Genomic DNA, 24,146 nt, shown 5'->3' on the forward strand with positions numbered 1-24,146 from the left:
GATCACGGGCTTTGTTCCTCAAGCAGAGGATTGCTGGCACCCAGATAGGTCGGGACACCGCGCAATACCCCCTGAAATGCATCCAGCGGTTCACCAATGGTCATGCCCTGAGCGCTGATGCGGTATTCACGAATGGTCGATTCATGGCTGCCCGTGCGTTTCTTGATGATCGAAATCGCCCGGCGCACCTTGCCCAGTGCCTCGAAGTAGCGCAGCAGGACGACCGTGTCGGCCAGATAGGTGATGTCCACGGGGGCCTGCATGTCACCGACCAGTCCATGCTGGGCGACGGTCATGAAGGTCGCGGCACCCTGGCGATTGAGGTACAGCAGCAACTCGTGCATGTGCAGTACCAGGGCGTTTTCTTCGGGCATCGCTGCCTGATAGCCATTGATGCTGTCGATCACCACGGTTTTGATGTTGCGCTCATCGACGCAGCGACGAACCCGGTAGGAAAACTCCCCGGGGGACAACTCGGCCGCGTCCACTTGCTCGATCAGCAGGTTGCCGGTGTCTTGCAACGCCTGGAGGTCGATGCCAATGTTCTTCATGCGTTCGAACAGCAACCCGAGCTCTTCATCAAAAATAAACAGCGCGGCTTTTTCGCCACGGGCCACGGCGGCAGCGGCGAAGATCATCGAGATCAGCGATTTGCCGGTACCGGCCGGGCCGAGGATCAACGTGCTGGACCCGGTCTCGATCCCGCCACCGAGCAGGGCATCCATTTCCTTGATGCCGCTGGACAGTTGCTGACGGATATAGCGACCGCGATGCTCGGCAGCCACCAGGCGCGGAAACACATGAACGCCATCGCCCATGATGGTGAAGTCGTGAAACCCGCCACGGTACTTCTGGCCACGGTATTTCACCACACGGACTCGCCGGCGCTCGGCGCCATAATTTGGGGTCAGTTCCTCAAGGCGAATGACGCCGTGGGCCACACTGTGCACGGTTTTGTCGAGGGATTCGGTGGTCAGGTCGTCCAGCAACACCACCGTGGCGTCATAGCGCACGAAGTAGTGTTTGATCGCGAGGATCTGGCGACGGTAGCGCAATGAGCTTTGGGCCAGCAGACGGATCTCGGAAAGACTGTCGAGCACCACGCGGGTCGGCTTGACCCGTTCGACCACTTCGAAAATCTGCCTGGTGGCTTCGCCCAGTTCAAGGTCCGAGGAATACAACAAGCTCTGCTGATGCTCGGCATTGAGCAGGCTTTCCGGGGGCGTCAGCTCGAAGATGTGGATGTTTTCATCCAGCTCCCAGCCGTGGGACAACGCACCCTGTCGCAGCTCCCGCTCGGTTTCCGACAACGTGATGTACAACGAGCGCTCGCCGGCACGAGCGCCGGCCAACAGGAAATGCAAAGCGACGGTGGTTTTGCCGGTTCCGGGTTCCCCCTCCAGTAAAAACACATGCCCGCGGGACAAGCCACCGGCCAGGATGTCATCCAGACCTTCGATGCCGGTGGCGGCTTTTGCACTGATCAACTCGTTTGATGTAGACAAAAAATGCCCTCTCATGACTAGGGGAAGCGAGGCAGCAGGCCGTAGCGCCTGAATGGACTGCCTGTTCTCTTGACCCTTGGCCGAGACGACGAGTTCAACGAAATTTTTGCTGTTGTTAAAGCCCTTGCTGCAAGGCGGGGTCGTCGGGATTGAGTTGTTCAAGTTGCGCCAACAGAATCTGTACGTTTTGCAGCTGGCCGCTTTCTTTCCAGTAGTTGATCAACAGTACCCGGGCTCTTCGGTCGGCCGGGTGGCGCTGGACGATCTCCTGCAACTGTTTCTGCGCTGCTTCCAGTTCCTGTTCAGCGTGTAGCGTGGTGGCCAGGTCGTAGCGGTAATCCTTGTTGTCCGGCTCCAGTTCCACGGCTTTGGAAAGGCCGAGGAGGGCGAACTCACTTTGCCCGTGATGCAACAGCCAGAGTCCCAGGGCATGTTGCAGGTAGGCCGAGTCGGGCTGAGCCTTCAGTTGCTTGGCCAACAGTTGCCGGGCCGCATCGTTTTGGCCCAGGCGATCCAGCACGTCGATTTGCATCACCAGCGCGGGCAGGTTACCGGGCGCAAGACGCAAGGTGTTCTCCAGCGCCTGCTGCGCCTCTTTCAATTCGGCATTGTGCAGATGCAGCCGAGCCAGTTGATATTGGTTGTCGGCACTTTCCGGTTGACTCTTCAGGTCCTGTTCCCAGGCATCGATGGCTTGCTCCAGCGGCCCGAAGTACAAGCCGAGATCGTCCGGCGATAGCCCCAGCAAGGCATTCACGGCGGCATAGCGGACGCGCTGTTCGCTGTCATCGAGTAACGGGCCCAGCAGCAGGCTGCGCTGACCGCTGGGCACCAGACCGCTGATGCTTTTGATCGCCGCGATGCGCACGTCCGGTGATTCATGCTGCAAGTCCGCATCCGCCAGTTTCAGGGCTACGGAGCTGGGGTAGTTGGGCAGTTCGGCATGCAACCAGACGCGGCGTTTGGGCGATATATCAGGGCGGCCCAATTGCTGGTAGAGAACCCGCGCTGCACCCGGTTGGCCCGCGCGCGCCTGATTCAGCGCCTCGCTGTAGCCACGCTTGATCGCCTCCGGCACGGCGGGGGGTGTGCTGCGCAGGAAAAACCAGGCAAGGCCGATGGCAAACAGGACGCAGAGGCTGATGAGCAGGTAGCGGCGAGACTGGGGCATGCAGGAATCCGGGAGCTGGCAAGCTGTTGCAAAGGTGCCAGCTTCGGTCAGCCAAGGCTGTGAGTCAAACCCAGACTCAGTTCAATTCGTTAGTCAGGCAATTCGAGGCTGGCTGGCTTTTCAATGATTTTGCCTACAGGTTGCGTCGATATTGAAACCCGTCGAGGCGCCTTGGCAGTGACTACGCTTGCTGGAGATGACTCAATGAGCGCTCCCATGCAACCGCTGCTTCAGTACTTCAAGGCGATACTCAACCCCGGGTCCGGCGTGGCGTTGTTCGCTCTGCGGACCATCGTGGCCGGGCTGCTGACGTTGTATCTGGCGTTCCTGTTCGACCTTGAACAACCCAAGTGGTCGATCATGGCGGTGGTCATCGTCAGCCAGCCATTGGGTGGCATGGCCCTGGCCCGAAGTTTCGGCCAGGTCATCGGTACCACGCTAGGGGCGGTCGTGGCGGTGTTGATCATGGCGATCTTTCCCCAGGCGCCCCTGCCTTTCATCCTCACCCTGGCCTTGTGGCTGGCGCTGTGTACCGCCGGCGGCACCTTGTTGCGCTACACCAGTTCCCAGGCGTTTGTTTTGAGCGGGTACACGGCAGTGGTCGTGGCACTGCTGGCGGTACCCGATCAGGGCGGTACGTTCCTTCTAGCCGTCACCCGCGTGACCGAGACGCTATTGGCGGTGGCTTGTGTGTGCGTGGTCAGTCTGCTGACCGCGCGACCGGAAGCGGTGGCCCGGGATTACTTCGCCAAGATCGATCAGGTCATCAAGCTGCTCGCGACCCACGCTGCTGCCGTCATTCGAACCGAAGAAAGCGAGGCCGATTTCCATCGGCGGCAGATGCAACTGCTCGGCTCCATCAGCGCCCTGGAAGGTGTAAGGCGGCATTTGTATTACGACGCACCCCGATTGCGCAGCGCCAATGGTCTGGTGCAACTGCTGGGCAATCAGCTGGTGCTGCTAACCTCGCGGCTGACGGCGCTACGTCACCAGCGGCAACTGCTGGCCGAGCGCTGGAAAGGAGCGTTGCCCGAAGAGATACAGCGTTTGCGTGGCGAAGAACTGGCGTTTCTCGATGAATTGGCCCTGCAAGGGCGCTCACTGTCGACCGAAGCGCGGCACCCTTTCGCGGCGCTGCAACAGCGTTTCGATGATCAAGCCTATAAGGCAGAACAACTGACCGAGACGATGCCTGCCACGCTGCGTTCACTGGCCTGGTCACTGCGCTGGGAGCAGGCGCGGATGCTGGAGCAACTGGGGCAGATTCTGGAGCTGAGCGACGCGATTCAGGAAGGGCGTGCGGCCAGCAGCATGTTTCGCGGCCAGGAGAATCCGCTCCACCTGGATTTCACGTTGGCGGCAATGAACGCGATCCGCGCATTTACCGCGTTGCTGGTGGCCGGCCTGATCTGGATCGAGACCGCCTGGGACGGAGCGCGTGGCGGGATGATCGTGGCGGGAATTCTCTGTTCGCTGATGGCGACTTTTCCAAGGCCGTTGCTGGCCAGCCAAAGCTTCGCCAGGGGGCTGGGTCTGGCCTTGGTGGTCTCGGCGTTGTATCTGTTCCTGCTGATACCGATGATCAGTGACTTCGAGTTACTCGCCTTGTTGTTAACCCCATTGCTGTATGCCGTCGCGGTGGGGTTGTCCAGTCCGGCCACCACGGGCACAGGCATTGGTCTTGGACTGACGACAATGCTGTTGTTGGGCCCGCAAAACACGGAAATCGGCCAAAACAGTGCCATTCAGTGGTTCGAGTTTGCCGGTTCGTATGTCTGCGCAGCCGCGCTGGCGCTCAGTGTCTACGCCTTGATCTTCCCGTTCAGGCCCGATTTACGGATGCGTAGACTGTTCAATGAGAACTGTGAGCAGGTCCACGCATTGCTGAAGACGCCGGCCACCGATGAGCAGCAATTTGCGTTTGAAAGTCGCATGGTCGACAGCCTGACCATGATGTTGGGACTGTTGCCGGCCACCAACGACAAGCAATCGAGCGAGCTGTTCGAAGTCAGTCTCGGGTGCATGGCGCTGGGTGTGGCGTTGAACCAACTCAGGCAACAGGGGCAAAGCAACACCTTGCTCAGTACTGATCAGCAAAACCGTTTGCTGGCTGCGGTTCGTGAGACAGGACGATTGATTGCCGGGCGGCCCGGGATTGACCTTGAGCAGTTGCTCGGAAAGCTGCGTGTCTTGGGTGATGAAATGGACGACCTCCATTTAGACGTTCATGAACACCTGTGGTCGGTCTTCAGGATGCGCGTGGCGTTGTTGATCGTGGTGTCGTTTCTGGAGCGACATCGCCAACACTTTCAACCCGCAGAAACGGAAGGAGTGCCAGCCCTTGCCCATTGATTTCGAATTGGGTGGCGTCTACTTGCCGCCGATTGCCCAGGCGTTATTGCTGGCCTTGCCGATTTACTTGCTGCTGGACTGGATCTTGCGCCGTGCTGGCGTGCTGCGGTTCGTCTGGCATGAAGCCTTGTTCGAAGGCGCGTTGTACGCCTGCGTTTGCGCAACGCTGATTCTGGTGATGGGAGCTTGATGCGTTGAAGAAGATCCTTGCCCGACTCGTAACGGTGGCGGTGGTATTGCTGGCTTTTGTTCTCGGCTGGTTTGCCTGGGAGCATTACACCCGTGCGCCCTGGACCCGCGATGCACGGGTGCGTGCCGATGTGGTGACCTTGTCCGCCGATGTCTCGGGGCGCATCGTCGGCCTCGGCGTGCAGGACAACCAGCACGTGGAGAAAGGCCAGTTGCTGCTGGAGATCGACCCGGCGCGCTATGTCCTGGCGGTGGAGCATGCCAAACGCTCGGTGGAAGTGGCGAAAGCCGCCCTTGGTCAGTCCGAGGCAACGATTGTCGCCAGTGAAGCGCTGCTCCACCAGCGTCAGAGTGAAGAACGCCGACGGCGCACGCTCAAGCAGCGTTTCGCCATTTCTGGCGAAGAATGGGAGAAATCCAGCACGGAAGTGGCGGTGGCGCAGGCCGAGTTGCTGCGCAACCAGGCCAACCTCGGTTTGGCCCAGGCCAATGTGCAATTGGCAATCGCCGCATTGACCCAGGCCGAACTGGATTTGAAGCGCACGCGGGTCGAAGCGCCCGTCAGTGGTTACGTCACCAACCTGCTGACCCGTCAGGGTGACTATGCCGCGGCCGGTGGCGCGCTGCTGGCGCTGGTGGACAGCGACTCGTTTTATGTCAGCGGCTACTTTGAAGAAACCAAGCTGCCGCGAATCGAGGAGGGCGACCGGGTCAGGATCGAATTGATGAGCGGCGAAACCTTCGGCGGCACCGTGCAAAGCATTGCCTTCGCCATTTCCGACCGGGAGAACCTGCCCGGCGGTCGCCTGCTGGCCAACATCAACCCCAGTTACACCTGGGTCAAACTGGCACAACGGGTACCGGTGCGGATACAGATCGACGCCGATTACGCAGCCAAAAACCGACTGCGTGCCGGGACCACGGCCACCGTAACAATCCTGGAAACCCGCAATACTCAAGAACACCGCTAATCCCCTTGTGGGAGCGGGCTTGCTCGCGAATGCGGTGTGTCAGTCGACATAATCTTGCCTGACACACCGCCTTCGCGAGCAAGTCGGATCGCCGCACCGCCGCTCCCACAGGGATAGGCGTTGAATTCGGGATCGGCAAAAAAAAGCCCCGCGACCGAATGAGGCGCAGGGCAAAGGAATTGGCTGGTTGCGACCAACCAAAAGGAGCTCGTTAAAACTTTACTTGCTGGCGACCGTCTCTGGTTGCCAGCCACCGCCCAGGGCTTTGTAAATCGCGACAATGCCGCGATACAGATCGACTTCGGCCTGGGCCTGAGTGTCTTCGGCCGCCAGGCGCTCACGCTGGGCGTCGAGCAGGACGAGGAAGTCCGCCGTGCCTTCGCGGTAGCGAATTTGGGCGAGGTCGGCCGCGGCGCGGCTGGATTCGCTCTGACGGATCAGCGAGATCAGGCGTTGTTGGCGTTTGCCGTAGTCGCTAAAGGCGTTTTCCGATTCTTCCAGCGCCAACAGTACTTGCTGCTCGTAGGTCGCCAAGGCGCCTTCGGCATCCGCATCGGCACCCCGTAGACGAGCGCGCACGCTGCCAAGGTCGAACGCCGCCCAGGTAATGCTTGGGCCCAGTGCCCAGGCGTTGGCCGCCGAAGAACCGATTTGCGAACCGCGCCCGGCGGTGAAGCCGAGGAAGCCGCTGAGGCTGACCCGTGGGAACAAATCAGCCTTGGCCACGCCGATTCGGGCGGTGGCGGAGGCCAGTTTGCGCTCGGCGCTGAGAATGTCCGGGCGACGTTGCAGCAGTTCACCCGGATCACCGATCGGCAGGGCCTTGGCGATCGCCGGCAAGTCTTTTGGACTCAGGTCGACGGTCAGCTTGTCAGGACGTTCACCCAACAGAGTGGCGATGCGGTTTTTCTGCCGAACCTGTTCGGCCTGCAATTGCGGCACGCTGGCTTCGACGGACGCCAGGCGTGCATCGGCGCGAACCACATCGAGCTGATCGCCGACGCCGGCATCACGCAGGCTGACGGTGATCTTGCTCGATTCCTGCTGGTTGTTCAGGTTGGCCAGGGCGATCTTTTCCCGCAGCTGCGCACCGCGCAGTTGACCGTAGGCATCCACCAGTTCGGCAATCATCGAGACTTGCAGTTGGTACAGATCGGCTTCGAGCGCTTGCTGTTCGGCGTCGGCGGATTCCAGGTTGCGCTGGATACGGCCAAACAGGTCGATCTCCCACGCCATGTCCAGGCCCAGGTCGTAGCGTTCGCTATTGACCCGCTTGGTGGTCTGGCCCGGGATCTGACCCTTGGCCAGGTCACTGCTGGCCCGGCTGGTGATGGTTGGCATGGCGTCATTGCTGACGTCATCACGAATCGCTCGCGCTGCTTTCCAGCGGGCAAAGGCCACGCGCAAATCACGGTTGCCTTTCAGCGATTGAGTCACCAACTGGTTGAGGGTCGGGTCTTCGAACTGCTGCCACCAGATGCCTTCGAAACGCGAGCGGTCGAAGTTCTTCTGACCGGCGCTGCCATCGGTGGCGGTGGTGATGTTGGCCGGCTCAGTGGCTGGAGTCTTGTAGTCCGGGCCGACGGCACAGGCACTCAGGGCCAGTACCAGAAGGCTCGGCAGGAAGGCTTTCAGACTCATTGTTGCGCCTCCAGTTGGTTTTCCAGTTTTAGCGCCTTGGCCGCTTTGCGCTTTTCACCGCGCTCCACAAAGTTACGAATCAGTACGTAGAACACTGGCGTCAGCAACAGACCGAAGAAGGTCACCCCGAGCATCCCGGAGAACACTGCCACACCCATGGCATGACGCATTTCGGCACCGGCACCGCTGGAGAACACCAGAGGCACAACACCCATGATGAACGCGAAGGATGTCATCAGGATCGGGCGCAGACGCAGACGGCAAGCTTCGAGCACCGCAGCCAGCGGGTTCATGCCTTCGTCCTGCTGTTTATCCTTGGCAAACTCGACGATCAGAATCGCGTTCTTACAGGCAAGTCCCACCAGTACGATCAAGCCGATCTGGGTGAAGATGTTGTTGTCGCCTCCCGAAGCAATCACACCGGTGATGGCCGACAGCAGGGTCATCGGTACGATCAGGATCACCGCCAGTGGCAGGCTCCAGCTTTCGTATTGCGCCGCGAGTACCAGGAACGCCAGCAGCACGCAGAGCGGGAACACGAACAGTGCGGTGTTGCCGGACAGAATCTGCTGGTAGGTCAGGTCCGTCCACTCGTAGGTCATGCCGTTCGGAAGTTCTTCCTTGAGCAGTTTCTCGATGGCCGCTTGAGCCTGGCCGGAGCTGTAGCCTGGGGCTGCCGCGCCGTTGATTTCTGCGGTGATGAAGCCGTTGTAGTGCATCACGCGGTCCGGGCCCGAGGTGTCGCTGACCTTGATGAAGGTCGCCAGCGGGATCATCTCGCCTTTGTTGTTACGCACTTTCAGCTGACCGATCTGGTCCGGTTCGAGACGGAACTGCTGTTCAGCCTGAACGTTGACCTGGTAGGTGCGACCGAAGCGGTTGAAGTCGTTGGCATACAGCGAACCCAGATAGATCTGCAGGGTGTCGAAGATGTCGCTGACGGCCACGCCGTGGGTCTTGGCTTTTTCGCGGTCGATAGCGGCATCGACTTGCGGCACGTTCACGGTGTAGCTGGTGAACAGGGCGGCCAGTTCCGGCACGTTGTGGCTCTTGGTGATGATGTTCATGGTTTCTTTGTACAGCTCGTCATAGCCCAGGTTGCCCCGGTCTTCGATCTGCAGACGGAAACCACCAATGGTGCCCAGGCCTTGTACCGGCGGCGGCGGGAAGATCGCCATGTAGGCTTCCTGAATCCCGGCGTACTGGCCGTTCAAGGCACCGGCAATCGCACCGGCAGACATGCTCGGGTCTTTACGCTGGTCGAACGGTTTCAGGGTAACAAACACGATGCCGGCGTTAGGGCTGTTGGTGAAACCGTTGATCGACAGGCCCGGGAAGGCCACGGCACTTTCCACGCCCGGCTGTTTCAGGGCGAGATCGGACATGCGTTTGATCACGTCTTCGGTACGGTCCAGGCTCGAGGCATCCGGCAGTTGCGCGAAGGCCACCAGGTATTGCTTGTCCTGGCCGGGTACGAAACCGGTCGGGGTGTTGGCGAAACCGAAGAAGGTCAGCACCATCAGGCCTGCGTACAGCAGCAGGGCTATGCCGCTGCTGCGGATAACCCGGCCCACGGTGCCGACATAACCATGGCTGGCCTTGTCGAAGAAGCGGTTGAACGGACGGAACAGCCAGCCACCGAAAATCTTGTCGAGGACCTTGGAGAAACGGTCCTTCGGTGCGTCATGGCTTTTGAGCAACACTGCAGCCAGGGCAGGCGACAGGGTCAGCGAGTTGAACGCCGAGATCACAGTCGAGATCGCAATGGTCAGGGCGAACTGCTTGTAGAACTGCCCGGTCAACCCGGAGATGAAGGCCGCCGGGATAAACACCGCACACAGCACCAGCGCCGTCGCGATGATCGGGCCGGTTACTTCACGCATCGCACGTTTGGTTGCTTCGACCGGCGTCAATCCCAGTCCGATATTTCGCTCGACGTTCTCCACCACCACGATGGCGTCGTCCACCACGATACCGATGGCCAATACCAGGCCGAACAGTGACAGGGCGTTCAGCGAGAAGCCGAACAGGTGCATCACGGCAAACGTACCGATCAGCGAAACCGGCACCGCCACCAATGGAATGATCGAGGCGCGCCAGGTTTGCAGGAACAGGATCACCACCAGCACAACGAGGATCAGCGCTTCGAAGAGGGTGTGCACCACCGCCTCGATGGAACCACGCACGAAGATCGTCGGGTCATAGACGATGCTGAAGTCCATGCCTTCCGGGAAGCCCTTTTTCAGCTCCGCCATCTTGTCGCGCACTTCGTTGGAGATTTCGATTGCGTTGGAACCAGGGCGCTGGAAGATCGGGATCGCCACTGCCGGTTGGTTGTTCAGCAGCGAACGCAATGCGTATTGGCTGGAACCCAACTCAATGCGAGCGATATCTTTCAGGCGAGTGATTTCACCGTTTTCGCCGGAGCGAATGATGATGTTCTCGAACTCTTCTTCAGAAACCAGACGACCTTGCGTGTTGACCGACAGCTGGAACGCTGTGGCATTCGGCGCGGGTGGCGCACCCAGTGCACCGGCAGCCACTTGACGGTTCTGTTCACGAATCGCAGTCACGACATCGGTCGCAGTCAGATTGCGCGAAGCAGTCTTGTTCGGATCGAGCCAGACCCGCAGCGAGTAATCGCCCATGCCGAACAGCTGCACATCACCGACACCGCCCAGACGCGCCAGCTCATCCTTGATGTTGAGCAAGGCGTAGTTGGACAGGTAGAGCATGTCGTAGCGTTTGTCCGGCGAGGTCAAGTGCACAACCATGGTCAGGTCGGGCGAAGCCTTGTCCACGGTGATACCAATGCGCGTCACTTCTTCTGGAAGTTTCGGCTCGGTCCGGGTCACGCGGTTCTGCACCTGTACCTGTGCGTTGTCCAGGTCGGTGCCCAGCGCAAAGGTGATGGTCAGGGTGATCTTGCCGTCAGCGGTGGACTGCGAGGACATATACAGCATGTTCTCGACGCCGGTGATGGCTTGCTCCAATGGAGCGGCCACGGTTTCACCGATGACTTTAGGGTTGGCACCCGGGAAGTTCGCACGAACCACAACGGTCGGCGGTACCACTTCCGGGTATTCGCTGATCGGCAACTGGAACAGCGAGATGGCGCCGGCGATCAGGATCAGCAGCGAAAGTACCGCTGCAAAGATCGGCCGTGAAATGAAGAATTGGGAAAAATTCATCGTAGAGATCCCTTAACCGCGTGGAGTCGCAGCAGCCAGTTTCACAACCGAACCCGGCGCGACCTTGGCAGGTGCGACTTGGGGCAGGTTGCTGGCTTCCAGCGCTTGTCGTTGTTGTGCAAGTGCCGCGAGGGTTTGTTCGCTGGCCATCGGGATCACTTCTGGGGTGACCGGTGAACCAGGGCGAACCCGTTGCAGACCCTTGACGATGACGGTGTCGTCCTTGTTCAGCCCGCTGCGCACGATGCGCAAACCTTCAATCTTCGGACCCAGCTCGACCGAGCGGTAAACAGTCTTGTTGTCGGCATCCATCACCAGCACGAACTTTTTACCCAGATCGGTACCGACCGCTTCGTCGTTGATCAGCACGGCAGAATAGGTGCCGCTGCCGACCAGTTTCAGACGGGCATACAGACCTGGGGTGTAGGCGCCGTCGCTGTTGTCGAACACGGCACGACCGCGAATGGTGCCGGTTTTCGGGTTGACCTGGTTGTCGACGAAGTTCATCACGCCCTGGTGTGGGTTGCCGTCTTCGTTGGAGAGGCCGAGGTACACCGGCGTGGTCGCACCGCGTTTGCCCTGGCGAGCGAGCTGGGTGTATTTGAGGAACACACGCTCGTCAGCGTCGAAGTAGGCGTAGACCTTGTCGGTGGACACCACACTGGTCAGCGCGGTGGTATCGGCGGTCACCAGGTTACCGGCGGTGATTTCCGCACGGCTGACGCGGCCACTGATCGGCGCGGTGACACGGGTGAAGCTCAGGTTCAGTTTGGCCAGGTCCAGTTGCGCCTGGAGGGCACCGACGGCGGCGCGGGCTTCTTGAGCAGCGCTGGTGCGCGAATCGGCCAGCTCGGCGGAGATCGCGTTGCTGGTGCGCAGACGTTCGCCACGCTGGGACTCGTTTTCGCTGCGGGTGGCGTTGGCGCGGGACTGGGCGACCAGAGCTTCGAGGCGGCGGACCTCGGCCTGGAATGGACGCGGGTCGATCTGGAACAACAGGTCGCCTTTCTTGACCAAAGCGCCTTCAGTAAAGGCCACTTCATCGATCTGGCCAGAGACCCGTGGACGTATTTCTACGGTTTCCGGGGCTTCGAGGCGCCCGGTGAACTCGTCCCACTCGTTAACCGGTTGTTCCAGCACCTTGGCCACGCTGACCTTGGCTGCGGGCATAGTGGCGGCCGTGTCCGGAGTCTTGCCGCAGGCGCTCATCACCAGTACGGCCAGCAGGGCCAACGGGAAGCGTAAATGTTTGAGTGATTGTTCCATGGATGCATCCGCCAATGTATTGAGAATGGACGGATGATGCTCGGCGAGGATGTATCGCACGAATCGAATGAGCTAAAGGTAACTATCATTCGGAATGATATAAGCGCCAGCCAAGCTCTCTAGCGTGCACCTTTCGTTAGGCGGCTATCAATTGGATTGATGACAATTCAGTGTTGCGGGGAGTGCAAAGGTAAGGTTCGAAACCGTGTTGCGGCTATTCGCGAGCAAGCCCGCTCCCACATTTGGAATGCATTCCCCTGTGGGAGCGGGCTTGCTCGCGAAAGGGCCAGAAGCCCTCACACATAATCAGGATCAGGCCAAACTATCCGGATCACCAAAGAACATCTGAATTCGCGAGCGTAACCAACGCTCGCCCGGATCATTATCCTGCGACCCACGCCAGGCCATGTGCAATTCAAAACTGCGCACAGGCAACGGCGGGTCTTCAGCCCGCACACCGCCGGCCGCGGTCAGCGCTTCAGCCGTGTAATCCGGCACGGTCGCGACAATATCGGTCCCGCTAATGAGTGTGCTGAGTCCGTTGAACTGCGGCACCGCGAGCACCACATGGCGTTTGCGTCCGAGCTTTTCCAGTTCTTCATCTATAAAGCCGCTCAGGTCTCCGGCGAACGACACCAGCGCATGAGGCCGTGCACAGAAATCATCCAGGCTCAACGGCCCCGGCACCGTGTCGGCCCGCAACAGCTTCGGCATGCTGCGGCGCAGTACTTTGCGCTTGGCGTTGGCCGGCAGGTCGGCGGTGTAGCTGACGCCGATGGAAATCTCGCCCGAGGCCAGCAGGCTCGGCATCAGGATGTAGTTGGCCCGGCGCACTACCAGCACGATCCCTGGGGATTCGGCGCGCAGGCGCTTGAGCAGCATCGGCAGCAACGCGAACTCGACATCGTCCGACAGACCGATGCGAAACACCGCGGTGCTGGTCGCCGGGTCGAATTCCGCCGCACGACTGACCGCGGTGGAAATCGAATCCAGTGCAGGCGAGAGCAGGGCGAAGATTTCCACCGCCCGGGCGGACGGTTCCATGCTGCGGCCGGTACGCACGAACAACGGATCATCGAACAGCCCGCGCAGGCGCGAGAGCGCCGCACTGATGGCCGGCTGGCCGAGGAACAGTTTCTCCGCAGCGCGGGTCACACTGCGTTCATGCATCAATGTTTCGAAAACGATCAACAGGTTCAGGTCGACACGACGCAGGTCATTACGATTCATCTGGAGTCCTGGCAGAGTCATCAAGCTTGACGAGAGCGGCCATATGAGAACAATGGCCGGCATGAATATTACGGGGAAAGGCTGCTACTCTGCACCGAGTAATTCAGTTTTCCTGAAAAGGGCTGCTTCGGTTTTCACGGCATTTGACGATGTCGCCGGCGCTGCGGAATCAATGACAGGCATGTCGACTATTAATAGCCACTGATAGTCTTGGGTAGAAAGCCCAGATAGAGTTCATGGCATTAGAGGTTTCTTTGACGAGGTTTGCGATGTCCCGCACGATCCGTTTTCACAAGTTTGGTCCAGCCGAGGTGCTCAAATGCGAAGAGCATGCGGCCGCTCTCCCTGCGCCGGGCGAAGTGCAGGTGCGCGTCGAGGCGATTGGCATCAGCTGGTACGACATTCTCTGGCGCCAGAACCTGGCCTCGTCCCACGCTCGTCTGCCTTCAGGCCTTGGCCATGAAATGTCCGGTGTCGTGACGGCGCTCGGCGAGGGCGTCGATGATCTGGCAATCGGCGACAAGGTCGCCAGCTTCCCGGCTGAAAGCCCGAACGATTATCCGGTCTACGGCGAACAGATCGTCCTGCCTCGCTCGGCACTGACCCGCTACCCGGACGTGCTCAGCCCGATCGAAGCCAGCGTGCATTACACGCCGCTGCTGATCGCTTACTTCGCTTATGTCGATCTGGCACGGGTCAAACCCGGGCAATTTGCCCTGGTGACCGACGCCAGTCACTGTGCCGGTCCGTCCTTTGTACAATTGGGCAAGGCTCTGGGTATCCGGGTCATTGCCGCGACCAAGACCGCAGAAGAGCGTGAAAACCTGCTGTCCCTGGGTGCCGAGAAAGTCATCGTCACCGAAGAACAGGATCTGCTGATGCAGATCAACAAGATCACCGACAACCGTGGCGTGGACGTTGTGTTCGACGGTCTCGGCGGTCCACAGATGTCGTTGCTTGGCGATGTGCTTGCGCCTCGTGGCAGCCTGGTGTTGTACGGGCTGCAAGGTGGCAACCAGACGCCGTTCCCGGCCTGCGCAGCGTTCCAGAAGAACATCCAGTTCTTTGTGCACTGCATCGGCAACTTTACTGGCAAGCCTGAACTGGGCATCATCCAGGACCAGGTCGCACTGCAACGCGCCTTGCGCGACATCAACCAGATGACCGCCGACCGCGTGCTGCTGCCGCTCAAGACTCGGGTCTTCCCGTTTGCCGAGTTTGTAGAAGCACACCGTTACATGGACGAATGCCCATGCCGCGAACGGGTCGCCCTCCAGGTCGTACCTGCATAAGCCCTTCAAAGCCCCTCTGCAAGAGTCCGTGCCCTCACGGACTCTTCTGTTTTCAGCACCTTCCAAAATGAGACATCCCATTGCCCCGTCAATGGGGCAGTTCAGCAACTGAACTGGTTTTTGCTCGCAATCTGTATCTTCTAATCATCATATAAGCCTTGATAATTGAATGATTACTTTCATCTCAAGGAATGAGTCATGGCTGGGTATCGGCTTGATACTTTTCAATACGCACTGTTAATACATATCCGACCAATAGTTCGTCGTTGCGCAGTTGCCAAAAAAACATGGGTGACTTCTTTCTCTATTTCTTGTGCTAATTGTCTGTGGGACGCTGTCGGACATTTCCTAGGATGTCGCTCGCAGTCGCAAAAGGCCGGCTCTACAGGGGTTGGCGGCCACCTGTCTCTGGCGGGAGTAGGGGAGACTTCTAGTTATTTCAAATAATTACTAAAAGCTTAAGTGCTAGCATTTGGCAATAGCGTCCAGTACTTCAATCGTGGCAAGCAACCCATTGCGCAATGCGTGTCGTTGTTGGCGCGATATCGAACTTACAAGCATCAGGTAAATAAAGATGACCAATATCCATGACCAAGCGATGAACTATGTCTATCAGCAAGTGCTGCAGCGATTGCTGAGTTTCTTCTCGCGCGCCGAACGCACGGCATTGCAACTGATGATTCAGCGACTGGTGGTGGCCGCGGGGGGCATGGAGCGTATTGGCGATTACAAGGTCCTGGCGATTCAGTCCGGGTCCCGCGACAGTTGTTACACCCTGGCGCTGCTGCGCGCCGCGCAGCTGAGTATCGCCGGCCGGGCGCCAGCGACATTTCAGTTGCGAGTGGCATCCTTGCGCTTGAACGACGCAAGCCCGACGGCCCTGGAAAACATCCATCGCAGCTACAGCGCCTTGTTCCTCTACGACGATCCGCGGGTCGAAGTGTTGATGGTTGATAACCGGGAAGTCCTGCCGTTCAACCACCTGGCGCCGATTTCCGAAGGCGGCCGTGAGTCGAATCGGCTCAATCTTTTGATGGTGGGCCATTGTCGCGCCTGGAACGGGCCGCTTGATCTGTGGGACGACGGGTATCTGGCTACCGGCGAGTTCTATGGGCAAATAGCTCGCTGGGACAGCGGTGTGGATGCATTGATCAGCAGCGACTCACCTCGTCAGCAGAAGCAGTTTCTCGACGGCTTGAAACGTGCTGCCGCCAAGGCCGGGCTCAAGACCTCGAATCACCATGAAACCGGCTACGAGGCGCTTTTCGCGTTGCTCGATGAACTGGGCAGCGACTGCTACCGCGCTTTTTATGCTGAGCACGGCCAGGTTGCGTGGCGTCCGGCCGAACAATTCGAGACCTGTCGTCGCGCCACGTACATCGACATTCACGACTTGTTGGTCAGCAACCTGGAAGAGCGCTGGCCACTGCTCACCGAGTTTCTAGGTTTTCAACCTGACGAACTGGCGGCCCAGCTCCGTGACAATGAGTACGTCAGCCTTTCTATCTCTGCACACATGCGGGGTTTGCAGTCGTGCTTCGTGCAGGACCGCGGCTACGAGACGGGTGTCGCCGAATTCCTGCAACGGGCATTGGTGATGATGCGGCGCAAACAACTGGCGGAACGGTTGTGCGAACAAGCGGTAGAGGCGTTCGGCAATCCGGCGACGTTGGCCGAGCAGCGCGTGCTGGCAGCGGCCGAGGCTCAAAAAACCCTTGGCTTGAGCGAGGCTCAACTGGTGTGCCTACTCTTTTCACCTTTTGTCGAGAATGGCGCGGCGCTTGAGCTTTTTCTGCGCCAGTGCCACCCCGGCATGCTCGTGGCGATGCCTGATTTGCACCGGGCAATGCAGGGCAATCCTGTGCCAGAGCAGGTTCTGCAATGGATGACCGACGTCAGCGGGTTGCCTGTCAGCTTGATCGGCAAGCTTTACCGCATGGGCCCGGTGTCTGCGAATGAGGGTAGGGGCGGCGCGCTGGAAATCGACGGCGCGGGTGTGCAAGCCGCAACCGACTATGACGACGACACGGCGGTGGCGGATGAATGGTCAGCGGGGCGCTGAAAGTGCGTGGCTTGACAGATTTCTTGACGATGCATGATGACGTTCATACGGCATTCGGCCCTCGCCCATGAAAGGGCCACGAGAAACTGACTTCGCGTATCAGGCGGTGTACCGATATCTGACTAACCTGATCAACGAACCGGTCAGTGACACGCGAGTCCGTCTGCCTTCGTTGCGACAGTTGGCGGAGCGTCTGAGCGTGTCTATCTCGACCATTCAGTACGCTTATTCGCTGCTAGAGAAGGAAGGGCGCGTTTATTCGGTGGCCAAGTCCGGCTATTACGCGTTACCGGTGTCCTCCATCAGCACGCTCAGCAGTGGCAACGACCTGCTGGAAACCGTTTATGTCAACGCCAGACGTCCCGGAATGCTGGTCTTGAGCGCCGATGAACCGGCGTTGTTGCAACCCCTCGACAGTCCGTTGTTACTGCTGGAACGAGAACTGCTGCGTCAGTATCCGCGTCAGCCGCAACCGACATCGCAACCTTGCGGCGAGCTGGAATTGCGCATTGCCCTGGCAGCGCGCTACACCACCTCGCCGCTGCGCTGCTGGCACGCCGACGATGTCTATATTGGCGCTGACCTGCGTGGCGTGCTGGAAATTCTGATCGCGGTGTTGAATCTCAAGGACGCCACGGTGTTGGTCGAGTCGCCGTGCGACTGGGCGATTCTGCGGTTGCTCCAGGCTGCGCAGGTGCGAGTGATCGAGCTGGCGGTGCAATCGAGCGGTGGCCTGGACGTCGAATGGCTCAAGGAGCTGCTGGAGACCGAGCCGGTGCGGCTGGTGATGGTTTCATCCGGGCTGAACATGCCGCGAGGCAGCCGGGCACCCGATGACAACCGACAAGCCGTCGCGCAGTTGCTGGAGCGACATGGCAGTTGGGTGTTGGAAAACGACTGCTACGGCGAACTCGGATTCGAACCGGACGGCCAGCGGTTTCGCGACTTGCTGGACCCTGATCGGCTGATCGTGTTTTCCACCTTCGAGAAAATCATCGGACCGGAGGCGCCATACGGTTATCTGCTGTCGCGGCATTTCAGTGCTGAACTGCAACGGTACTTTCTGCTGCGGTCGTTCCGCTTGTCACCGATTCGCCAGAAAGCCATCGCCCGCCTGTACGGCAATGGACGTGTCGATCAGCACCTTCAGGTATTACGGCGGATGCTCAAGGACCGCAAGGTGCAGATGACGCAGCTGTTGCAGGAGCGTCTGGGCGATGCCTTGCACTTTGTCGAACCCCAGGGCGGTGCAACCATCTGGGTGCGTTCGCTGCGCCAGGTCGATGTGCGTCGGGTGTTCCAGCGTCTGCTCAAGCATCAGGTGGTGATCGCGCCGGGAGAGCTGTTCAGCCTCCAGGGCTTGCATGCGCAACACTTGCGCCTGAGTCACACCTTCGGCGGTGATCACGACCTTGGCGCGGCAATGGGCTTGTTAGGGGACGCCTTGCGTCTGGAATCGATCGATTGAACCGGGGTCACACACCCTGCGCGACTCTCATGGATCGATCCCATCGCGCTACGGTCAAACTGCCAGTAAACTGCGTTCCTATTCCTGAACCACTCTACTTCAGAGGTTTTGCATGACACTCAGTCCTTTTGCGGGCAAACCGGCACCGGTAGAACTGTTGGTCGACATCCCGCGACTGGTAACGGCCTATTACACCGGTCAGCCCGATGCCGCCATTTCGACCCAGCGCGTAGCGTTTGGCACATCCGGGCACCGAGGCAGCTCGTTCGACTTGAGTTTCAACGAATGGCACGTTCTGGCGATCAGCCAGGCAATCTGTCTGTACCGCGAAGCCCAAGGCATTGACGGTCCGCTGTTCGTCGGCATCGACACCCACGCGTTGTCCACCCCGGCCGGCGCCAGTGCCCTTGAAGTACTGGCCGCCAACGGCGTGACGGTAATGATCGCCGAAGGTGACGAATACACCCCGACACCGGCCATTTCCCACGCCATTCTCTGCTACAACCGCGGACGCACGTCGGGCCTGGCGGACGGCATCGTCATCACGCCGTCGCACAATCCGCCGCAAAGCGGTGGCTACAAATACAACCCTACCAATGGTGGCCCGGCCGATACCCATATCACCAAGTGGATCGAAGCCAAGGCCAACGAACTGCTGAGCAACAAGCTCGCCGGCGTCAAGCGCATCAGCTACGAGCAGGCGCTGAAGGCCAGCACGACCCATCGTCACGACTACCTCAATACCTATGTTGCCGATCTGATCAACGTGATCGACTTCGACGCCATCCGTGATGCCAAGCTGCGTTTGGGTGTCGATCCGCTGGGTGGAGCAGGGGTGCGCTACTGGTCGGCGATTGCCGAGCATTACCGCCTGGATCTGGAAGTGGTCAACCAACAGGTCGATCCGACCTTCCGCTTCATGACGGTCGACTGGGATGGTCAGATCCGCATGGACCCATCGTCCACTCACGCCATGCAGGGCCTTATCGGTCTGAAAGAGCGTTTCGATGTGGCTTTCGCGTGCGACCCGGACCACGATCGCCATGGCATCGTGACCCCGTCCGGTGGTTTGCTCGCGCCGAACAACTACCTTGCCGTATCGATCGATTACCTGTTCCAGAACCGTCCGCAGTGGCGCGCCGATGCGGCCGTGGGTAAAACCGTGGTCAGCAGTGGCTTGATCGATCGCGTGGCAAAACGTCTGGGGCGTCGCCTGTACGAAGTGCCGGTCGGCTTCAAGTGGTTTGCTGACGGCCTGTTTGACGGTTCTCTGGGCTTTGGCGGCGAAGAAAGCGCCGGCGCTTCGTTCCTGCGCAAGGATGGCAGCGTCTGGTGCACCGACAAGGACGGCTTGATCCCGGCACTGCTGGCCGCAGAAATGACCGCCCGCACCGGCCGCGACCCAAGTCAGGCCTATCGCGCCTTGACCGACGAACTGGGCGAACCGTTCTCGGTGCGCGTCGATGCCAAGGCCAACCCTGAGCAGAAGGCCCTGCTGAGCAAGTTGTCGCCGGACCAGGTCACCTCGACCCAGCTGGCGGGCGAAGCAATCCAGAGCATCCTCAGTCACGCACCGGGTAACGACCAGGCGATCGGTGGTCTGAAAGTCATGACCGAGAACGGCTGGTTCGCGGCGCGTCCGTCGGGCACCGAAGACATCTACAAGATCTACGCTGAAAGCTTCGTCAGTGACGAACACCTCAAACAATTGGTGGCAGAAGCGCAAACACTGGTGGACGGCGCTATTTCGGCGAAGTAAGTGAGGGCCCCATCGCGGGCAAGCCCGCTCCCACAGGATTGCGCATAAGCCTGTGGGAGCGGGCTTGCCCGCGAAGGCGTCAGTACCGTCACTGAGATTTCCGCCAAAAAAAGGGGCGGCCATGACGGTCGCCCCTTTTTTTGTCCCGCGTTTACCCGATCAAGCCAGGTCCACCAGGACGATTTCACTGTCTTCGATGGCGGTCACCCGCAACACTTGCTCATCGGCAACCGCAATGCCGTCTCGAGCTTGTGCACGTAAGCCATTGACTTCAATGATGCCGGTGGCTGGTACCAGATAGGCTCGACGGCCATTGTCCAGGCGATACTCGGCGGATTCACCGGCCTTCAGGTTCGCGGCCACCAATCGCGCATCGGCTCGAATCCGCAGGCTTTGATCGTCGCCTGCCTTACCGCTCGCCAGCGTTACGAAACCCTCGCGCTGGCCTTTTGGAAAGGGCTTGGCGCCCCAGGACGGTGCCAAACCGGTTTCGTTCGGGATGATCCAGATCTGGAAGATCCTGGTCTCCGTGGCTTCCAGGTTGTATTCACTGTGGGCGATCCCGGTGCCGGCGCTCATGACCTGAACGTCGCCCGCTTCGGTACGACCCTTGTTGCCCAGGTTGTCTTCGTGAGTGATTGCGCCTTCACGGACGTAAGTGATGATTTCCATATCCCGGTGCGGGTGTTTCGGGAACCCGGTGCCAGAGGCAATCACGTCGTCGTTCCACACCCGCAGGTTGCCCCAGTTCATGCGTTTTGGGTCATGGTATTCGGCGAACGAAAAGTGGTGGTGAGCATCCAACCAGCCATGGTTGGCGCCGCCCAGGGATTTGAAGGGTCTGAGTTCAAGCATGATCGTCTCCTGAAAAGGTTCGTCATGGTGCAGAGCTACTGAGCCATGAAACGCGAACCGGTGGTTGATGGGGAGCATCATCTATCAGGCATTGATCGATAAAAAGCGTAAAAAATGCCTCAATACAATCGAATAATTTGATGTCAAATCACCTCGAAAGATTCTCATCCAACCTTCACTTCATCGCATAAGCCAATGACCTGTAAGCATTTCACTAGAACTGAACGGCAAATGCAGACACCATAGCCCTCAACAGCCTCACACCCTGGAGTCAGCCCGCGTGCCGCAACACACCCCCGATCTTCCTCCTGAACTTCGTCCCCTGGCCGAGATGCCGCTGCTCAAGCGTCTGGCCGCCCGGTTCTTTGGTCATGGCCTGACGCGTCTGCGCGCACAACACCGGGCATCCTGGCTGCACGGCCAGGCCGACGGCTTTCGCAGCGGGCACAGTGCCGGCGTGGATTACGGCTATAAGGAAGGCAAACTTGAAGGGTTGGAGGAAGGCCGGCAGGTATTGTTGATCCGCGACTCGCGCTCGACTGAACACCGGCCACCCAACGTTGACGAGAATCTGTTCGACGATTGGCGTCTGCCGTTGAGCGCTGAGTTGAAGAAGCGCATGAAGACGGATGTCGCTCGACTGCTGCCACCGCACGCCCAGCCCAGCGCCGCGCAGTGGAAAATGATCTTCAGCGACACGCCGTCGACCTCGGTGATTGCCGGCGCGGGTGCCGGCAAGTCGACCACGTTGGTGTTGCGTATTTTGCTGCTCACCCATTATCTGGGGTTCGAGCTGAGTTCGATGACGGTGGTGACCTTTACCCGTGAATCGCGCAAAGACTTCATCAACAAACTGATCGAGCTGTTTGCACTCTGGGGCCAGTTGCTCAGTTTCAAAGAGGCGCGCGATCTGGTGCGCACCTTCCATTCGAGAATCCTGCCGATGGTTCGCAGTCTGCCGGGTTTCGAGCGGCTGCAAGCCTTCGAAAACCTCAGTCACCGTGCGCAGAGCGGCGACGAGGAGGTCGACAGCAATCCATTCGACCTGCGCATCAACGACGCCCAGCGCCAACAACTCAACGCTTGTTATCACAGCCTGCACACCCGTGATGAGCGCTTTCGCGAATTGATCAAGCCATTGTCCCGTCATGCGCTGCAACTCAAGGAGCTGGAGCGCGATCACCCGGACGTGCAGAAACGCATGGCCGTGACCGAACTGGCCGCCAAGCGTGATGAAGAACTCTGCGACGCTATCGAAGATTTGTGGTTTCGCGCGGGTGCCTGGCCAATCAAAGGCATCGAGCCGAAGCGCCACACATTCGATATCAACGGCTCGACATTTCATTGTCATGGCTATATTCCGAGCCTGGACGCTTGGGTGGTGCTGGGATTCGATCCCCGGGAAAACCCGCAGGTCAGTCGCCCCAATGCCAAATTGAGCGTGCGCGCGGAATGGGCTGTAAAACGCACCCTGTTTCAAGCTTTCTGTCGTAAACCATTGATATGGCTTGATAGTTACGAGTCATCAAAGCGTGTATTGGCGTCTCTTGGAGGCGATGCCAGTGCCGGGCCGGGCTTCGATTACAAGGTCAAGGGCGAGCTCAGCTCTGCACCGTTACTGGACTGTTTTGTCGCTGCCGCCGGATTTATCGAGAATCTTGGCCTGGATGTACCCAATGCCGTGGGCCAGATGAGTTTTGCCAAGGACGACCCCGACCGGTTTTTCTTCGAGGCCTTGAGCCTGTACTGGCGAGCGCTGGAAGATCATCTGCTCGATCAGAAGCCACCGGTGATGACCTACAACCGGATGTTCGCCTTGTTCAGTGAACATTCGCCGGAAAACCTGAAGCTGCTGAGCGATGAGCTGCTCAGGCCGATGTCGCACCTGATGATCGACGAGTTTCAGGACGTATCGCCGCAGATCGTTTCCTGGATTCGCGCGAGCCTGGCGGAAATCCGCAGTCGGGGGCCGGCCATGCACGTGGGGCGCGGTGCACAACGTTCGTCGTTGCTCTGTGTCGGCGATGACTGGCAATCCATCTACGGCTGGCGGGGCAGTTCGCCGACGTACTTCATGGAATTCAACAAGGAATTCCCTTCACCCAGCACGACCAAAGTCATGCTGAGCGACAACTACCGCAGTCACCAGCACATCATCGATGCTGCCGAACATATCGTTCGTGCGGCGCCGGCAATCGCGGGCAAGAAGGCCAAGGCCAGTGGCGAGCCGAAGGCATTACTGCCGGTTAACGTTCTCGATCGTGACGATCAAGGCATGGCCAAACGCCTGATGGAGCACTACAAAAAGGGCGATTCAATCTTGATGCTTTATCGAAAAAGCAGCGATAACTCATTGATAGAAGAGCATATTCAGTCTGTAGTTAATGTGGATTCTAGCTTGCCGTATGAAGCGCGAAGGCTCAAGCAACTGACTTATCACAGCGCCAAGGGACTTCAGGCCGACGCCGTGTTCCTGCTGGGTGATTGTCAGCACCTGACCAGTTCACCGTACAAGAACCAGGTCTACCGCATGGCAGGTCTGGGTAAGTCAGGCGACAGCGAAGCGTACGACAGCGCACAGAAAGACGAGATCCTGCGACTGGCTTACGTCGGCATCACTCGGGCCGTGAGTCATTGCTATTGGTATGTCGATGGGCAAGACACCCAGGCGGCCAACCTGCCTAAAGCGTCCGATCGGATCGGCAAGGGCAAGGCATTCTTTGCCGACCATCGACAGGGCAAGACATCGGCGTGAACCGTAAAAAATCGTCGCGCACAAAAAAGCCCACTTAATGTGGGCTTGTTGTTGAAGGTTCAGCCTTCAGGCATAGCTCCTGAGGGCGGCTGGCGGAATGAAAGCCTCAAGCTCGTCTTCCACCGCTTCGATTATTCGTTCTACATCCGCAGCATTCATTACCGTCGCGCAAGGAATTCCGGCGATGGCGATCATGGTCTCACCACTGGCACGGTCAAATAGACGGGCAATCATGCTGCCCGGCGCATCCATGCTCGCCTCGAAACCCATGGGATGAAAATGCCAGCGCATCAGCTGGCAGGCGTTTGGAAAGGTGACTTTGCTGAACCCTCTATTCATATATAGCCCGCCTTATTCATCGAGCGCTTCCTTTAGCTCATGTTAGGAGGGAAGAACCTTCAATGGCTCAACCGGTGACTGCCTTTAAAAGTAGCAGCCA

The 24,146-nt window shown here is 59.1% G+C and carries 16 protein-coding genes; 8 read left to right on the forward strand and 8 right to left on the reverse strand.

Annotated features, from left to right (window positions below; translation table 11 throughout):
• Nucleotides 1-2 precede the first annotated feature (2 nt).
• Entirely contained in the window at nucleotides 3-1,505 is a 1,503-nt protein-coding gene (locus tag KGB03_RS00785) for an ATPase domain-containing protein (RefSeq protein ID WP_192408437.1), read from the reverse strand.
• A gap of 115 nt (nucleotides 1,506-1,620) precedes the next feature.
• Nucleotides 1,621-2,676 (reverse strand): tetratricopeptide repeat protein, encoded by a 1,056-nt coding sequence (locus tag KGB03_RS00790; protein WP_111449989.1) that lies wholly within the window; start codon nucleotides 2,674-2,676, stop codon nucleotides 1,621-1,623.
• A gap of 204 nt (nucleotides 2,677-2,880) precedes the next feature.
• Here KGB03_RS00790 and KGB03_RS00795 point away from each other — a divergent pair, with 204 nt between their 5' ends.
• The 3 genes from KGB03_RS00795 to KGB03_RS00805 are packed head-to-tail and all read left to right on the forward strand — an operon-like array spanning nucleotide 2,881 to nucleotide 6,188.
• On the forward strand, nucleotides 2,881-5,028 hold the full coding sequence (locus tag KGB03_RS00795; protein WP_223525887.1) for an FUSC family protein: 2,148 nt from the start codon (nucleotides 2,881-2,883) through the stop codon (nucleotides 5,026-5,028).
• On the forward strand, nucleotides 5,018-5,218 hold the full coding sequence (locus KGB03_RS00800; protein WP_192408439.1) for a DUF1656 domain-containing protein: 201 nt from the start codon (nucleotides 5,018-5,020) through the stop codon (nucleotides 5,216-5,218). The genes KGB03_RS00795 and KGB03_RS00800 overlap by 11 nt, the downstream gene beginning before the upstream one ends.
• Before the next feature lie 4 nt (nucleotides 5,219-5,222).
• On the forward strand, nucleotides 5,223-6,188 hold the full coding sequence (locus KGB03_RS00805) for an HlyD family secretion protein (protein ID WP_223525888.1): 966 nt from the start codon (nucleotides 5,223-5,225) through the stop codon (nucleotides 6,186-6,188).
• A 219-nt stretch (nucleotides 6,189-6,407) separates the two neighbouring features.
• On the opposite strand, the gene KGB03_RS00810 is transcribed toward KGB03_RS00805, so the two are convergent.
• The 4 genes from KGB03_RS00810 to KGB03_RS00825 all read right to left on the reverse strand — a co-directional run bounded on the left by KGB03_RS00810 (nucleotide 6,408) and on the right by KGB03_RS00825 (nucleotide 13,516).
• Nucleotides 6,408-7,829, reverse strand: a complete 1,422-nt coding sequence (locus KGB03_RS00810) for an efflux transporter outer membrane subunit (RefSeq protein ID WP_192408479.1) — start codon at nucleotides 7,827-7,829, stop codon at nucleotides 6,408-6,410.
• Nucleotides 7,826-11,020: an efflux RND transporter permease subunit gene (locus KGB03_RS00815; RefSeq protein WP_192408480.1), complete on the reverse strand. Its 3,195-nt coding sequence runs from the start codon at nucleotides 11,018-11,020 to the stop codon at nucleotides 7,826-7,828. The genes KGB03_RS00810 and KGB03_RS00815 overlap by 4 nt, the downstream gene beginning before the upstream one ends.
• Before the next feature lie 12 nt (nucleotides 11,021-11,032).
• Nucleotides 11,033-12,286 (reverse strand): multidrug efflux RND transporter periplasmic adaptor subunit MexE, encoded by a 1,254-nt coding sequence (gene mexE / locus KGB03_RS00820; RefSeq protein ID WP_008156373.1) that lies wholly within the window; start codon nucleotides 12,284-12,286, stop codon nucleotides 11,033-11,035.
• 312 nt (nucleotides 12,287-12,598) lie between these two features.
• The gene (locus KGB03_RS00825) at nucleotides 12,599-13,516 is read right to left on the reverse strand and encodes a LysR family transcriptional regulator (protein ID WP_008156370.1); all 918 of its coding nucleotides are present in this window, start codon (nucleotides 13,514-13,516) and stop codon (nucleotides 12,599-12,601) included.
• Nucleotides 13,517-13,785: 269 nt separating this feature from the next.
• On the opposite strand from KGB03_RS00825, the gene KGB03_RS00830 reads away from it, so the two are divergent.
• From KGB03_RS00830 to pgm, 4 genes are all read left to right on the forward strand, one after another.
• On the forward strand, nucleotides 13,786-14,808 hold the full coding sequence (locus tag KGB03_RS00830; protein ID WP_218535077.1) for a zinc-dependent alcohol dehydrogenase family protein: 1,023 nt from the start codon (nucleotides 13,786-13,788) through the stop codon (nucleotides 14,806-14,808).
• A gap of 574 nt (nucleotides 14,809-15,382) precedes the next feature.
• The gene (locus KGB03_RS00835) at nucleotides 15,383-16,870 is read left to right on the forward strand and encodes a hypothetical protein (protein WP_223525889.1); all 1,488 of its coding nucleotides are present in this window, start codon (nucleotides 15,383-15,385) and stop codon (nucleotides 16,868-16,870) included.
• Between the two features lie 67 nt (nucleotides 16,871-16,937).
• Nucleotides 16,938-18,338: a PLP-dependent aminotransferase family protein gene (locus tag KGB03_RS00840; RefSeq protein ID WP_223525890.1), complete on the forward strand. Its 1,401-nt coding sequence runs from the start codon at nucleotides 16,938-16,940 to the stop codon at nucleotides 18,336-18,338.
• 112 nt (nucleotides 18,339-18,450) lie between these two features.
• Entirely contained in the window at nucleotides 18,451-20,097 is a 1,647-nt protein-coding gene (pgm, locus tag KGB03_RS00845) for a phosphoglucomutase (alpha-D-glucose-1,6-bisphosphate-dependent) (protein WP_223525891.1), read from the forward strand.
• 159 nt (nucleotides 20,098-20,256) lie between these two features.
• Here the strand turns inward: pgm and KGB03_RS00850 are convergent, their stop codons facing one another.
• Nucleotides 20,257-20,952: a pirin family protein gene (locus KGB03_RS00850; protein ID WP_123364433.1), complete on the reverse strand. Its 696-nt coding sequence runs from the start codon at nucleotides 20,950-20,952 to the stop codon at nucleotides 20,257-20,259.
• Nucleotides 20,953-21,232: 280 nt separating this feature from the next.
• Between KGB03_RS00850 and KGB03_RS00855 the strand changes: the two genes are divergently transcribed.
• Nucleotides 21,233-23,707: a UvrD-helicase domain-containing protein gene (locus tag KGB03_RS00855; RefSeq protein WP_223525892.1), complete on the forward strand. Its 2,475-nt coding sequence runs from the start codon at nucleotides 21,233-21,235 to the stop codon at nucleotides 23,705-23,707.
• Nucleotides 23,708-23,773: 66 nt separating this feature from the next.
• Here KGB03_RS00855 and KGB03_RS00860 read toward each other — a convergent pair whose 3' ends face one another.
• Complete coding sequence (locus KGB03_RS00860) at nucleotides 23,774-24,046, reverse strand: DUF1652 domain-containing protein (RefSeq protein ID WP_111449976.1); 273 nt, start codon at nucleotides 24,044-24,046, stop codon at nucleotides 23,774-23,776.
• Nucleotides 24,047-24,146 lie beyond the last annotated feature (100 nt).

It is taken from the genome of Pseudomonas sp. BF-B-26 (assembly GCF_019956495.1).
Classification (GTDB): domain Bacteria; phylum Pseudomonadota; class Gammaproteobacteria; order Pseudomonadales; family Pseudomonadaceae; genus Aquipseudomonas.